Annotated in this window: 14 protein-coding genes and 1 other annotated feature; all 14 genes read right to left on the minus strand. The window is 34.0% G+C overall.

All coding sequences use genetic code 11. The features are described 5' to 3' along the window. Positions 1–56 precede the first annotated feature (56 nt). Entirely contained in the window at positions 57–2,123 is a 2,067-nt protein-coding gene (gene fusA, locus GOQ27_RS05980; RefSeq protein ID WP_203365930.1) for an elongation factor G, read from the minus strand. A gap of 72 nt (positions 2,124–2,195) precedes the next feature. Further along, a complete protein-coding gene (gene rpsG, locus GOQ27_RS05985) occupies positions 2,196–2,666 on the minus strand; it encodes a 30S ribosomal protein S7 (RefSeq protein WP_203365931.1) in 471 nt (156 codons plus the stop codon). A gap of 139 nt (positions 2,667–2,805) precedes the next feature. Next, entirely contained in the window at positions 2,806–3,219 is a 414-nt protein-coding gene (rpsL, locus tag GOQ27_RS05990) for a 30S ribosomal protein S12 (protein ID WP_203365932.1), read from the minus strand. A gap of 21 nt (positions 3,220–3,240) precedes the next feature. Further along, positions 3,241–3,483 carry a ribosomal L7Ae/L30e/S12e/Gadd45 family protein gene (locus tag GOQ27_RS05995; protein ID WP_203365933.1) on the minus strand — a complete coding sequence of 81 codons (243 nt, stop codon included), beginning with the start codon at positions 3,481–3,483 and terminating at the stop codon, positions 3,241–3,243. Positions 3,484–3,619: 136 nt separating this feature from the next. Beyond that, the gene (rpoC, locus tag GOQ27_RS06000) at positions 3,620–7,150 is read right to left on the minus strand and encodes a DNA-directed RNA polymerase subunit beta' (protein WP_203365934.1); all 3,531 of its coding nucleotides are present in this window, start codon (positions 7,148–7,150) and stop codon (positions 3,620–3,622) included. 39 nt (positions 7,151–7,189) lie between these two features. Continuing rightward, positions 7,190–10,774 (minus strand): DNA-directed RNA polymerase subunit beta, encoded by a 3,585-nt coding sequence (gene rpoB, locus GOQ27_RS06005; protein WP_203365935.1) that lies wholly within the window; start codon positions 10,772–10,774, stop codon positions 7,190–7,192. 322 nt (positions 10,775–11,096) lie between these two features. Continuing rightward, a complete protein-coding gene (gene rplL, locus GOQ27_RS06010; RefSeq protein WP_203365936.1) occupies positions 11,097–11,471 on the minus strand; it encodes a 50S ribosomal protein L7/L12 in 375 nt (124 codons plus the stop codon). A 31-nt stretch (positions 11,472–11,502) separates the two neighbouring features. Next, entirely contained in the window at positions 11,503–12,018 is a 516-nt protein-coding gene (gene rplJ, locus GOQ27_RS06015; protein WP_203365937.1) for a 50S ribosomal protein L10, read from the minus strand. 36 nt (positions 12,019–12,054) lie between these two features. Continuing rightward, positions 12,055–12,194 (minus strand) — a sequence feature (ribosomal protein L10 leader region). Positions 12,195–12,247: 53 nt separating this feature from the next. Next, positions 12,248–12,949: a 50S ribosomal protein L1 gene (rplA, locus tag GOQ27_RS06020; RefSeq protein ID WP_203365938.1), complete on the minus strand. Its 702-nt coding sequence runs from the start codon at positions 12,947–12,949 to the stop codon at positions 12,248–12,250. A gap of 60 nt (positions 12,950–13,009) precedes the next feature. Then, complete coding sequence (gene rplK / locus GOQ27_RS06025) at positions 13,010–13,435, minus strand: 50S ribosomal protein L11 (RefSeq protein WP_203365939.1); 426 nt, start codon at positions 13,433–13,435, stop codon at positions 13,010–13,012. A 103-nt stretch (positions 13,436–13,538) separates the two neighbouring features. After that, complete coding sequence (gene nusG / locus GOQ27_RS06030) at positions 13,539–14,066, minus strand: transcription termination/antitermination protein NusG (protein WP_484477105.1); 528 nt, start codon at positions 14,064–14,066, stop codon at positions 13,539–13,541. Positions 14,067–14,110: 44 nt separating this feature from the next. After that, positions 14,111–14,326 (minus strand): preprotein translocase subunit SecE, encoded by a 216-nt coding sequence (gene secE / locus GOQ27_RS06035; RefSeq protein ID WP_203365941.1) that lies wholly within the window; start codon positions 14,324–14,326, stop codon positions 14,111–14,113. A gap of 76 nt (positions 14,327–14,402) precedes the next feature. Then, complete coding sequence (rpmG, locus tag GOQ27_RS06040; protein WP_203365942.1) at positions 14,403–14,552, minus strand: 50S ribosomal protein L33; 150 nt, start codon at positions 14,550–14,552, stop codon at positions 14,403–14,405. A gap of 207 nt (positions 14,553–14,759) precedes the next feature. After that, on the minus strand, positions 14,760–14,835 hold a 76-nt coding region (locus GOQ27_RS17440), incomplete at its 5' end, for an EF-Tu C-terminal domain-related protein (RefSeq protein ID WP_203365289.1).

Here is a 14,835-nt window from a genome sequence, read left to right on the forward strand (position 1 = left end):
GCTTACTTCTTTCAAATTTAGCCTTACCCATTATAATTCCTCCTTAATATTATATATTATTTACCTATAATCTCTTCAGCTATACTCTTTGGCACTGCTTCAAAGTGGTCTAATTCCATTGAATAGTTTCCACGACCTTGAGTATTAGATCTTAAGTCTGTAGCATATCCAAACATTTCTGATAGTGGAATATAAGCATTTATAACCTTAACACCTTTTCTATCTTCAAAGTTTTCAATTCTACCTCTTCTTGAGTTAACATCACCCATTACGTCTCCCATATACTCTTCAGGTATAAGTATTTCTACCTTTTCATATGGTTCTAATATAACAGGTTTAGCTTTTGCCATAGCATCTTTGAATCCCATAGATCCAGCTATTTTAAATGCCATCTCTGATGAGTCAACCTCATGGTATGATCCATCATATAATGTAATTCTAAAGTCAGATACCGGATATCCTGCTAAGATACCTGTTTGAGCCGCTTCTTGAATTCCTTGATCAACTGCAGGGATGTATTCCTTAGGAATAGCTCCACCTTTAATTTGATTAACAAATTCATATCCTGAACCAGGCTCTAATGGTTCAATTCTAAGCTTAACATGACCGTATTGACCTTTACCACCAGACTGCTTAGCATATTTAGAATCAACATCTGCTGATTGAGTGATTGACTCTTTATATGCAACTTGTGGGTTACCAACATTAGCTTCTACTTTAAATTCTCTTAGAAGTCTATCAACGATAATCTCTAAGTGAAGTTCTCCCATACCAGAAATGATTGTCTGTCCTGTATCTTCATCTGTATATGTTCTGAAAGTTGGATCCTCTTCTGCTAATTTAGCTAAACCGATACCCATCTTTTCTTGACCTGCCTTAGTTTTAGGCTCTATAGCTACAGAGATAACAGGCTCAGGGAATTCCATAGATTCTAATATAATTGGATTATCTGGATCACATAATGTATCACCAGTTGAAGTTCCTTTAAGTCCTACTGCTGCTGCAATATCTCCAGCATAAACTTGATTTATCTCTTCTCTACTATTGGCATGCATCTGAAGGATACGTCCAATTCTTTCTCTTTTATTCTTTGTAGAGTTCAAAACATATGAACCAGATTCCATAATTCCTGAGTAAACTCTAAAGAAAGCAAGTTTACCTACGTATGGATCTGTCATTATTTTAAATGCTAATGCGCTAAATGGCTCTTCGTCAGAAGATGGTCTTGTAGCTTCTTCATCACTATCAGGTAGAATACCTTTAATTGCAGGTACATCTATTGGTGCTGGCATGTAATCAACAATTGCATCAATTAATAATTGAACACCTTTGTTTTTATATGCTGAACCACATAGAACAGGTACTATTTCATTTGCTATAGTAGCTTTTCTAATACCATTCATTAATTCTTCAGTAGTGACTTCTTCACCTTCTAAATATTTCATCATTAACTCTTCATCTGTTTCTGAAACTTTTTCGATTAAATTTTCTCTGAATTCTTTAGCCTTATCCATAAGTTCCGCTGGTATTTCAACAGTTTCAATCTCAATACCAAGTTCATCATTATATATCTTAGCATTCATATTGATAAGATCTATAATACCTATAAATTTTTCTTCAGCTCCTATAGGAAGCTGAATCGGCACAGCATTTGCTTTTAACTTTTCAATCATTGAGTTAACAGACATGTAAAAGTCTGCACCCATTTTATCCATTTTGTTTACGAAACACATTCTTGGTACTCCGTATTTATCTGCTTGACGCCAAACTGTTTCTGATTGTGGCTCAACACCACTCTTCGCGTCAAATATAGCAACTGATCCGTCAAGAACACGTAGTGATCTTTCAACTTCAACAGTGAAATCCACGTGTCCTGGTGTATCAATAATGTTGATTCTATGATCTTTCCAGAAGGCTGTCGTAGCAGCAGAAGTTATTGTAATTCCTCTTTCCTGCTCTTGTTCCATCCAGTCCATCTGTGAAGCACCTTCATGAGTTTCCCCTATTTTGTGAACTTTTCCTGTATAGAATAATATTCTTTCTGTTGCAGTAGTTTTTCCTGCATCAATGTGAGCCATTATTCCAATATTACGTGTTCTTTTTAATGGATAATCTCTTGCCATAATTGCCTCCTCCTTTCTGCTGCTTTGTTTCTATATAATATATTCCCTATTTAAGCAATTTTTAATCTTTTATTACCATCTATAATGTGCAAATGCTTTATTAGCTTCTGCCATTTTATGAGTATCTTCTCTTTTCTTAACACTTGCTCCTGTGTTATTAGCAGCATCCATTAACTCTTTAGCTAATTTCTCACTCATAGTTTTTTCGCCTCTTTTTCTAGAGTAAGTTGTTAACCATCTTAGACCTAATGTTTGTCTTCTTTTTGGTCTAACTTCAATAGGCACTTGATAAGTAGCTCCACCCACACGTCTAGCTTTAACCTCTAATACAGGCATAATATTCTCTAAAGCGTTGTGGAATACATCAAGTGGCTCTTCACCTGTTTTCTCTTTAATAATATCGAATGCTCCATAAACAATCTTTTGAGCTACTCCTCTTTTACCATCTAGCATAATTGAGTTGATTAATTTTGTTACGACCTTATCGTTATAGATAGGATCTTCCATTACATGTCTTGTTGGAATATGACCTTTTCTTGGCACTTCGCTTCCCTCCTTAATAATCAAGATTAATTCTTAGGTACTCGATGACATAATCACCGTGGTGCACATAATGTATATGAAGCTATTTTTTCCTTAGGAATCATAGCATTACATTCCGCGCTAATACCATAATACTACTTTATTGCTTTGGTCTCTTAGTACCGTACTTAGATCTGGACTGTCTTCTAGTATCAACACCAGCTGTATCTAATGTACCTCTAACAATGTGATATCTTACACCAGGTAAGTCTTTAACTCTTCCTCCTCTTATAAGAACAACACTGTGCTCTTGAAGATTATGACCTATTCCTGGAATATAAGCTGTTACCTCATGACCATTTGTAAGTCTAACTCTTGCAATTTTTCTTAAAGCTGAGTTAGGTTTTTTAGGTGTTACAGTTTTAACTGCTGTACAAACTCCCCTCTTTTGTGGAGAACTCATTTTAGTAGTTTTTTTCTTAAGAGAATTGAATCCTACATTTAAATGTGGAGAGTCAGATTTCTTAGTTACTTTCTTTCTACCTTTTCTTACTAATTGGTTAATTGTTGGCATCTAGGCACCTCCTTCCAATACTTACTTTAATATTGCTACTGTTGCAGCATTAACATCAATTTCACAGGCTTCTCCCAGTTCTTTCATACTATCTATGAAAATAACTTCTACTGACTTTTCATTAGCTATCTGAATTAATTCATCAGTAACTTTTCGATCTGCATCTTTTGCTATATATATACTACTTACAGCATCTTTTGCTAAAAATCTTTTAGCCTGTTTACTTCCAACTACTTTATTCTTGTCATTCAGTCCAGATAACAATTAAGTTTCCTCCTTTTTAAATATCGAGAAGATTATGAGACAGATAATGCCCCATAATCTTCGTCCATATCAAAAAGTCAACTATCAAATTTACACACTCAAATATTGTAACATCACTTTATCAGACTGTCAAGATTTATAATTCTATATTTTCTTCAGTGTTTTCTCCTGGTTCTTCTATCAGTCCATCTGGAGTACTTACTGCAATTGACTTATATCTTCTCATTCCTGTTCCTGCTGGTATAAGTTTACCTATTATTACGTTTTCTTTAAGTCCTAATAGGTGATCTTCTTTACCTTTTATAGCTGCATCTGTTAATACTCTAGTTGTTTCCTGGAATGATGCGGCTGATAAGAATGAATCAGTTGCTAGAGAAGCCTTAGTAATTCCTAAGAGTACTCTTCTTCCTACTGCTGGTTCTCCACCTTCAGCCTCGATCTTATCATTTTGATTTTGGAAATCAAATATATTAACTAGACTTCCTGGAAGTAAGTCCGTATCTCCAGAATCCTCTATTTTAACTCTACTTAACATTTGTCTAACTATTACTTCAACGTGTTTATCATTAATATCAACACCTTGCATCTTATATACCCTCTGAACTTCTTTAACAATGTAATTTTGTACTCCAATTACACCTTTTATCTTTAAAATATCATGAGGGTTAACTGATCCTTCGGTTATCTCATCTCCAGGTTCAATTTCTTCTCCTTGTCTTACATTGATTCTAGATCCATAAGGAATAGTATAAGATTTTGATTCTTTATCTTCTCCTGTTACAATTACTTCTTTCTTCTTTCTTGTTTCATTTATTGAAACAGTACCAGCAATTTCAGATATGATTGCTAATCCTTTTGGCTTTCTAGCCTCAAATAACTCTTCAACCCTTGGAAGACCCTGAGTAATATCTCCACCAGCTACTCCACCGGTATGGAATGTACGCATTGTAAGCTGCGTTCCTGGTTCACCAATAGATTGTGCTGCTATAATACCTACTGATTCACCTACATCTACCTTTCCACCAGTTGCAAGGTTTCTTCCATAACATTTTGCACATACACCATGTTTTGCTTCACATGTTAGTGCAGATCTTACTCTTAATTCTTTAATTCCTGCATCAACAATTTCTTTTGCTTTATCGTCACTAATGAAATCATCTTCTCCTACAATTACTTCTCCTGTTTCAGGGTTAGATAATTCTTCTAAGCTATATCTTCCAACTATTCTATCATATAGCTCTTCTATAACTTCATTTCCATCCATAAATGCTTTTACTTTAATGCCTTTTTCAGTACTGCAATCAGTTTCTCTAACAATAACATCTTGACTTACGTCAACTAGTCTTCTTGTTAAGTAACCTGAATCGGCAGTTCTTAAGGCAGTATCAGCAAGACCTTTTCTGGCTCCATGAGTAGAAATAAAGAATTCTAATACTGTTAAGCCTTCTCTAAAGTTTGATTTAACAGGGATTTCAACAGTTTTACCCGATGCATTGGCCATAAGACCCCTCATACCTGCTAACTGTCTTATCTGATTCTTACTACCTCTTGCTCCAGAGTGAGACATTATAAATACGTTATTTAATCTATCTAAGTTTTCCATTAATGCATCAGTTACATCTTCAGTTGTCTTAGTCCAAACTTCTATAACTTTTTCATATCTTTCTTCATCAGATATAAGACCTCTTCTAAATGCTTTTTCATACTTATCTATTTTCTCCTCTGCTTCAGAAACTAGATTTTCCTTTGCTTCAGGTATAATAATATCACTGATACCAATTGTTATTGCTCCTATTGTTGAATAATGGAATCCTAAATCTTTAATATGATCTAACATTATAGATGTGATTGTGTTTCCATGTTTTCTAAAACATTTATCAATAATCTGACCTAATCCTTTTTTAGTAACTAATTCATCTACCTCTAGTGAATATTTATCTTCACTTCTATCTACCATTCCTAAATCCTGAGGTATATTTTCATTAAATATGAATCTACCTACAGTACTTTCTACTAATTGACCTCTATCTTCATCGTTTAATCTAACTCTAACTTTAACTTTAGCATGAAGTCCAACTAGTTTATTTTGATAAGCATGTAATAACTCATCAAAATCTTTAAATACCATTCCTTCACCTTTTTCTCCAGGCACATCTATCGTTAGATAATAAACACCTAATACCATATCCTGAGTAGGAGTAGTTATAGGATTTCCTGCCTGAGGAGCTAAAATGTTATTTATAGAAAGCATTAAGAATCTTGCTTCGGCTTGAGCCTCAGTTGATAGCGGAACATGGACAGCCATCTGGTCACCATCAAAGTCAGCATTATATGCTGTACATACCAATGGATGAAGCTTTATAGCTTTACCTTCAACTAGAATAGGTTCAAATGCTTGAATACCTAAACGGTGAAGAGTAGGGGCACGGTTAAGTAATACAGTGTGATCTTTTATTACTTCTTCTAATACTCCCCAAACTTCTGGTCTTATTTTTTCAACCATTCTTTTAGCACTTTTAATATTATGAGCTAATCCATCATTAACTAACTTTTTCATTACAAAAGGCTTAAATAATTCTAAAGCCATCTTCTTAGGTAATCCACATTGATAGAATTTAAGTTCTGGACCTACAACTATAACTGAACGTCCAGAGTAGTCAACCCTCTTACCAAGAAGATTCTGTCTAAATCTACCTTGCTTACCCTTTAGCATGTCTGATAATGACTTTAGAGGTCTGTTCCCAGGTCCCGTTACCGGTCTACCTCTTCTACCATTATCTATTAATGCATCTACTGCTTCTTGTAACATTCTCTTTTCATTTCTAACAATTATATCTGGAGCACCCAGATCTAAAAGTCTCTTTAATCTATTATTTCTATTTATTACTCTTCTATAAAGATCATTTAAGTCAGAAGTAGCAAATCTACCACCATCTAATTGAACCATAGGTCTTAAGTCTGGTGGAATAACAGGTACTACATCAAGAATCATCCAATCAGGTCTATTTCCTGACTGTCTAAAAGCTTCTACTACTTCTAATCTTCTTATTATTCTAATTTTCTTTTGTCCAGAGCTTTCTTTTAGCATCATCTTTAATTCTTTTGACTCTTCTTCAAGATTTATTGCGTTTAATAGGTCTTTTACTGCTTCTGCACCCATTCCTGCTCTAAATTTTCTTCCGTATTTATCTATTGTATCCCTATATTCCTTTTCACTTAAGAGTTGTTTCGGTGATAAAGGTGTTTCCCCGGGATCAATTACTACATAGGAAGCAAAGTAAAGAATTTTTTCTAAAGATCTTGGAGACATATCTAAAATGAGACCCATTCTACTAGGTATTCCTTTAAAATACCAAATATGAGATACAGGGGCAGCTAATTCAATATGCCCCATTCTCTCTCTTCTTACCTTTGACTTTGTAACTTCTACTCCACATCTGTCACAAACTACGCCTTTGTATCTAACCCTCTTATATTTTCCACAATGACATTCCCAGTCCTTTGTAGGTCCGAATATCTTTTCACAGAACAAACCTTCTTTTTCAGGTTTTAAAGTTCTATAGTTTATTGTTTCTGGTTTTTTAACTTCCCCTTTAGACCACTGTCTCACCTTTTCTGGAGACGCTAAGCCTATTTTTATCGAATCAAAATTATTAAGCTCAAACAAGGGCTTTCTCTCCCTTCCTTAAAGATTTATATACCAAAATTATTCATTTCCATTTTCTACTTCATTACTTTCTAAGCCAATATCTAAGTTACTTACTTCATCATCAACAGATTCTTTTATTTCTATCTCATTATCGCCCTCTGTTAACACCTTAACATCTAAAGCTAAACTTTGAAGTTCTTTAATAAGTACCTTAAATGATTCTGGAACTCCTGGTTCAGGGATATTTTCACCCTTTACTATGGCTTCGTAAGTTTTAACACGACCTACAACATCATCAGATTTCACCGTTAAGATTTCTTGTAAAGTATGGGCGGCACCATATGCCTCTAATGCCCAAACCTCCATTTCACCAAATCTTTGGCCTCCAAACTGAGCTTTACCTCCAAGTGGTTGTTGAGTTACTAAGGAGTAAGGACCTGTAGATCTTGCATGTATTTTATCATCAACTAGGTGATGTAACTTAAGCATATACATATATCCCACTGTAACAGGACTATCAAAACCTTCTCCTGATCTTCCGTCTCTCAGATGTATCTTGCCTGTTTCAGGAAGGTTTGCTTCTTTCAGCACATCAAATATATCATTTTCATTAGCACCATCAAATACAGGCGTTGCTATATGCCAGCCTAATTCTTTAGCTGCCATTCCTAAATGAACCTCTAGAACCTGACCAATGTTCATACGGGATGGTACCCCTAGTGGATTTAATAGAATGTCTAACGGTCTTCCATCTGGTAAAAATGGCATATCTTCTTCAGGCAATATCCTAGATATAACACCTTTATTACCGTGACGACCACACATTTTATCTCCCACATTAATCTTTTTCTTAGCACTAATGTATACTCTTACTAGTTCGTTTACACCAGGTGAAAGCTCATCTCCATTTTCTCTCTTGAAGACTTTAACATCAATGATTATACCATTTTCTCCGTGAGGTACTCTCAAGGATGTATCTCTAACTTCTCTTGCTTTCTCACCAAAGATAGCTCTAAGCAGTCTCTCTTCTGCAGTAAGTTCAGTTTCTCCCTTAGGGGTTACTTTCCCTACTAAGATATCTCCTGGTTTAACTTCGGCACCTATCCTAATTATGCCTCTTTCGTCTAGGTTTTTAAGAGAATCTTCACCAACATTTGGTATATCCCTTGTGATTTCCTCAGGACCTAGTTTTGTATCTCTAGCATCCGCTTCGTATTCTTCTATATGTATAGAAGTTAATGCATCTCTTTTTACTAGATTTTCATTTATTAGAATAGCATCCTCATAGTTATAACCTTCCCAGGTCATATATCCTATAAGCATATTTTTACCCAATGCTATTTCTCCTAAATCAGTAGATGGACCATCAGCTATTACTTGCCCTTTTTCTATTCTTTCACCTTTTTTCACAATAGGTTTTTGATTAATGCAAGTACCTTGATTAGAACGTTTAAACTTAAGTAGTTTATATGTCTCTAATTGACCATCTTCATCTCTTTTAATTACAATTTCATTAGCTGTTACTTTTGATGCAATACCTGAAACTTTAGAAACTATTGCAACTCCAGAGTCTTTAGCAGCTTTATATTCCATCCCTGTACCTACTATTGGTGCTTCTGATTTAAGTAGTGGTACAGCCTGACGTTGCATGTTAGCTCCCATAAGGGCTCTGTTTGCATCATCATTCTCAAGGAATGGTATCATTGCTGTAGCTACAGATACTATCTGTTTTGGAGATACATCCATATAATCTACATCTTCTCTAGAGACAACATCATAAGTACCATTTATAGCTCTTACTACAACTCTTTTATTTAAGAATTTACCTTCTTCATCTAAAGGTTCATTAGCTTGAGCAACAATATAATGATCTTCTACATCTGCCGTTAAATAATCAATATCTAAAGTCATTTTTACTGCTTCTTTATCTGCTCTTCTATAAGGAGCTTCAATAAATCCATATTCGTTTATCCTAGCATAACTTGCTAGTGAGTTTATAAGTCCAATGTTAGGACCCTCTGGAGTTTCTATTGGACACATTCTTCCATAGTGAGATGGGTGAACGTCTCTAACCTCAAAACCAGCTCTATCTCTACTAAGTCCTCCAGGACCTAGTGCAGACATTCTTCTTTTATGAGTAAGTTCAGCAAGTGGATTTGTTTGATCCATGAACTGTGAAAGCTGACTGCTTCCAAAGAATTCTTTGATAGAAGCTGCTACAGGACGTATATTAATTAACGCTTGTGGTGTAGCTATATCTATATCTTGTATTGTCATTCTTTCTCTAACTACTCTTTCCATTCTAGATAGACCGATTCTAAATTGATTCTGTAATAATTCTCCTACAGAACGAACTCTTCTATTTCCTAAGTGGTCAATATCATCTGTTTCTCCTGTTCCACTGAAAAGATTGAACTCATAATTAATAGAAGCTACTATATCAGGAACTATTATATGCTTAGGCAATAATTCTCTAAATCTTTCTTTGATAGCTTCTTTTAAGTCTTCTTCATTAGTATTTTGATCTAAAATTTCTTTAAGTACTGGATAGTAAACTCTTTCTTTTATACCTAAATCTTCTAATGATATAGGTAAGTCTAGAGCTTTTACATCTACAAAGTGATTTCCAATAACTTTAATTATTCTGTTTTCCTCTGTTAATATATCTACTTTATTAATACCTGCTGCTTCTATTTCCATTGCTTTTTTACGAGTAATCTTTTCATCCTTAGAAACTATTATTTCCCCAGTTTCTTCATTTACAATATTATCAGCTGAAATTCTATTAATAACTCTTTGGCTTATAGCTAACTTTTTGTTGAATTTATACCTACCTACCTTTGCTAAATCATATCTTTTAGGATCAAAGAATAATGTATTAATTAATGATCGAGCACTTTCTACAGCTGGTGGTTCTCCTGGTCTTAACCTTTTGTAAATTTCCAGAAGACCTTCTTCTTCATTGCTTGTATTGTCTTTTTCAATACTATTTAAAAGGTGTTCTGTCTCACCTAAAAGTTGTAAAATTTCTGCGTCACTTCCATAACCTAATGCTCTTAATAGCACAGTTACAGGTAATTTTCTAGTTCTGTCTACTCTTACATATACGATGTTATTTGAGTCACTTTCATATTCTAACCAAGCTCCTCTATTAGGAATAACTGTTGCAGAGTATAGTTTGTTACCAGTTTTATCAAATTCCTCAGAATAATATACTCCTGGTGATCTTACTAACTGACTAACTATAACTCTTTCTGCTCCATTTATTATGAAAGTACCTCTGTCTGTCATTAGAGGGAAATCTCCCATAAAAACTTCTTGCTCTTTTACTTCTCCAGTTTCCTTATTTATAAGTCTTACTTTAACTTTTAATGGAGCTGAGTAAGTTGCATCTCTTTCCTTACATTCTCCAATGTCGTATTTAGGTTCTCCAGACACATAATAATCAACAAATTCTAAAACTAAATTTCCTGTGTAGTCTTGTATCGGAGATATATCCTCAAACACTTCTTTTAGTCCTTCTTCTACAAACCAATCGTAGGACGTTTTTTGAACTTCAATTAAGTCTGGAAGTTCTAGCACCTCATCAATATTTGAATAACTCATTCTAACCCGTTTACCATACGAAACAGGATGCACCATATTATTCACCCCTTATAAAAACTAATTCCAAAAGGTAATTAATCTCCTTTGGTGGAAAAATTTTCATTATATCTATAATACTATTTCCAAATGGAAAATTTTTATTCAATTTTTATGCCAACTTTTTACTCTTTGGCATTTTATAATACTATCACACAGAATTCAATATGTCAAGACAAGTTTGATAGCTTGAATGTTTAACGAAAATTTTTCTATTAATTTTTTTGATTTAAATTAACATAGAAAGTGACATTGTTTAATTTTCACTTTCCTATTGACTAAAAAAAAGGTACCTTTAAAGGTACCTTTTTATTTAAATAAATTACTTAAGCTCTACAGTAGCTCCTACTTCTTCTAACTTAGCTTTCATTTCTTCAGCAGCTTCTTTTTCTATTCCTTCTTTAATAGGTGCTGGAGCTCCGTCAACTAATCCTTTTGCATCTTTTAATCCTAATCCAGTTAACTCTCTAACAACTTTAATTACTTTGATTTTTGAGTTTCCTGGGTTTGAAAGAATAACATCAAATTCAGTTTGCTCTTCTTCTGCTGCTCCACCTGCTGCTCCTCCACCTGCTACCATTACTGGTGCTTGTGCACTTACATCAAACTCCTCTTCAAGAGCTTTTACTAGATCTGATAATTCTAATACGCTTAACTCTTTAACTTGTTCTATTATATTTGTGATTTTTTCACTCATTTATAATACCTCCATTTTCTTTTTAGTTTTATTATTCACTTGCGGCTTCATTTCCGCCTTCTTGTTTATCTACTATTGCTTGAATAGTTCTAGCAAATTTACCTATTGGAGCATTTAATCCTACTACTAATTGAGTAAGTAATTGTTCCTTAGATGGTAAGTTAGCTATAGCAGTGATTTTTTCTAAGTTTAAAACATCACCTTCAACTATCCCTGCTTTAAGTTCTAATTTCTTATGCTCTTTAGCAAAATCATTAGTAACTCTTGCAGCTATTACAGGATCTTCTGTTGAAATAGCTATTGCACTAGGTCCTTTTAAGTAGCTAGTAAATTCTTCAAATCCTTCTTCTTTAAAAGCAAATCTCATCATAGTGTTTTTATAAACTTTGTACTCAACACCAGCTTCAGAGTACTTTCTTCTAAGTTCACTTACTTCGTCTACGTTTAGTCCTCTATAGTCAACTAAAACTACGGACTTAGCATTACTTATTTTATCTCTTATTTCTTGAACCACTTGTTGCTTTTGTTCAACTATTACTTTATTCATCCGTGTTCCACCTCCTCAAATCAGGAATCAAGGTTTTATATAATATTAAAAGGTCTTCCATAGACAAGGAAGACCTTTATATAATCATCTAATTAAATAATCATAATCGGTACTACCTCGGTAGGATATTTAAACCTTAGGGTTCCTACTGTCTACGGCTAGTCTATTAACTTTTCACCATATATTATCCTACCATGTTAAAACATTTATGTCAACGATAAATTCAAATTTATCTATCCATTAATTTTTGTCCGTTTATTTTTATCCCAGGACCCATAGTACTTGATATAACTACACTTCTTAGATATTTACCTTTAGCTGCTGCTGGTTTAGCTTTTATTAAAGCTCCCATTAGTGCATCAAAGTTTTCTTTTAATTTTTCAGTACCAAAAGATTTCTTGCCAATTGGAACATGAACTATACTTGTCTTGTCTACTCTATATTCAACTTTACCAGCTTTGATATCATTCACTGCTTTTTCAACATCAAAAGTAACTGTTCCTGATTTAGGATTTGGCATTAATCCTTTAGGTCCTAACACTCTACCTAATCTACCAACAACACCCATCATATCTGGCGTAGCTACTACTACGTCAAATTCAAACCAGTTTTCCTTTTGAATTTTTTCAAGGTATTCATCAGATCCAACATAATCTGCTCCAGCAGCTTCAGCCTCTTTAGCTTTATCTCCTTTAGCAAAAACTAAAACTTTTCTAGTCTTACCAGTTCCGTGAGGTAATACAATAGCACCTCTAACTTGTTGGTCTGCATGTCTTGGATCAACTCCAAGTTTTATTGCTAATTCAATTGTTTCGTCAAATTTAGCCTTAGCAGTTTCTTGAACTAATTCAATAGCTTTATCAGCATCATATAATTCTTCTCTATCTATAAGGTTAATACTTTCATCGTATTTTTTTCCTCTTTTAGCCATTTTACATCCTCCTTTGTGGTATTAGCGGTTTGTACCTCCCACTTTATTTACTACTTATTATTAGTCTTCTACAACGATTCCCATACTTCTTGCAGTACCTGCTACCATACTCATAGCAGCATCTATGTCATTTGCATTTAAGTCTGGCATTTTTGTTTCTGCAATCTCTCTAACTTTATCTTGAGAAATTGTTGCTACTTTTTTCTTGTTAGGCTCTCCAGAAGCTGTCTCTAATCCTAAAGCTTTCTTTAGTAAAACAGCAACAGGTGGAGTCTTAGTTATAAATGAAAATGATCTATCTTGATATACTGTAAGAACAACTGGAATTATCATACCAGGTTGGTCAGCAGTTTTTGCATTAAATTCTTTACAGAATCCCATAATGTTAACACCGTGTGGTCCTAAAGCAGTACCTACTGGTGGTGCTGGAGTTGCTTTACCAGCTGGGATTTGTAACTTAACTACAGCTGTAACTTTTTTAGCCATACCTGTCACACCTCCTTATCTTTTTGTGGTTAGTCGGGTTTCCCCTCCCACTTGCGACTTATAAAGTCTATATCAAAGAATAGTTAGTTAATACTAATATTCTTTATAAGCTTTCTACTTGATCAAAGTCAAGTTCTACAAGAGTTTCTCTTCCAAACATAGAAACAAAAACTTTAATTTTTCTTTTTTCATTGTTGATTTCTTTAACAGTACCCATGAAATTTTCAAATGGTCCTGATATTACTTTTATAGAATCATTGATCTTGATATCAATCTGAGGCAGAGCTTCTTGTACCCCCATATTTTTAATCTCATCTGGAGTTAAAGGTACAGGTTTAGAACCAGGTCCTACAAAGCCTGTAACACCTCTAGTGTTTCTAACAAGATACCATGATTCATCTGTTATCAGCATTTTGACGATAACATAACCAGGGAACTTCTTTCTTTCTTTTACTTTCTTCTTACCGTCTTTTACTTCTACATATTCTTCCATAGGTACAAGTATATCTGTGATTATGTCTTGCATTCCCCTGTTTTCAACTAATTTTTCTATGTTTGCTTTAACTTTGTTTTCATGACCAGAATAAGTATGAACTACATACCATTTGGCCTTATCTGACATATCTGTCATAGATTTCGGGACCTATAAGAGGTCCTTCCCTCCCTCACAATTTATTAACCAATTATAAATGATAACAAGCCTCTTACTAGAGTATCGAATAACCATATGATTAATCCTACTATAGAACATAAAGCTATAACTACAGCAGTATGGTTAATTAATTCTTTTCTATTCGGCCAATTCACTTTCTTTACTTCTGCTTTAACGCCTCTAAAATAGGTTTTTAACTTTTTCAGAGCCCCTTTGTTGGTTTCAGTTTGAGCTGCCACGCCATCTCACATCCTTACTTTTATTAATATCGACTAATTCCTCTTTGATTAATCAATTTAGTAAAAGAAATTAAAACTATTTTGTTTGTTTATGATTTGTATGAGTTTTACAGAATTTACAGTACTTCTTCATTTCTACTCTATCAGGATGTAATCTCTTATTCTTAGTTGTTGTATAATTTCTTTGCTTACATTCAGTGCAGGCCAAAATTATTTTATCTCTCATTAAAAAACACCTCCTAGCCCTAATATCTATAAACCATTTATATATTCGGGCATAATAACCCAATAGTAACTATAGTACTTATATAAACTATCACAAAAAATATTTTATGTCAATAAAAATATCCTTCCCCAATATAAGCCATATCATGACTTAACACTAAAAAACTAGGTCAATGAAGACCTAGCTTTTAGCCTTTATAGTCAAAAATTATTCTGTTATTTCACTAACTACTCCAGCACCTACTGTTCTTCCACCCTCACGGATAGCGAACTTAAGTCCTTTT

It is taken from the genome of Anaeromonas frigoriresistens, assembly GCF_016820655.1.
In the GTDB taxonomy this organism is placed as follows: Bacteria; Bacillota; Clostridia; order Tissierellales; family SIT17; genus Anaeromonas; species Anaeromonas frigoriresistens.

Bases quoted from the DNA above. Each gene is read 5' to 3' on its own strand.
- fusA (WP_203365930.1), bottom strand. From the start codon at position 2,123: ATGGCAAGAGATTATCCATTAAAAAGAACACGTAATATTGGAATAATG.
- rpsL (WP_203365932.1), bottom strand. From the start codon at position 3,219: ATGCCAACAATTAACCAATTAGTAAGAAAAGGTAGAAAGAAAGTAACT.
- rpoB (WP_203365935.1), bottom strand. From the start codon at position 10,774: ATGGTGCATCCTGTTTCGTATGGTAAACGGGTTAGAATGAGTTATTCA.
- rplL (WP_203365936.1), bottom strand. From the start codon at position 11,471: ATGAGTGAAAAAATCACAAATATAATAGAACAAGTTAAAGAGTTAAGC.
- rplJ (WP_203365937.1), bottom strand. From the start codon at position 12,018: ATGAATAAAGTAATAGTTGAACAAAAGCAACAAGTGGTTCAAGAAATA.
- rplA (WP_203365938.1), bottom strand. From the start codon at position 12,949: ATGGCTAAAAGAGGAAAAAAATACGATGAAAGTATTAACCTTATAGAT.
- rplK (WP_203365939.1), bottom strand. From the start codon at position 13,435: ATGGCTAAAAAAGTTACAGCTGTAGTTAAGTTACAAATCCCAGCTGGT.
- nusG (WP_484477105.1), bottom strand. From the start codon at position 14,066: ATGACAGATATGTCAGATAAGGCCAAATGGTATGTAGTTCATACTTAT.
- rpmG (WP_203365942.1), bottom strand. From the start codon at position 14,552: ATGAGAGATAAAATAATTTTGGCCTGCACTGAATGTAAGCAAAGAAAT.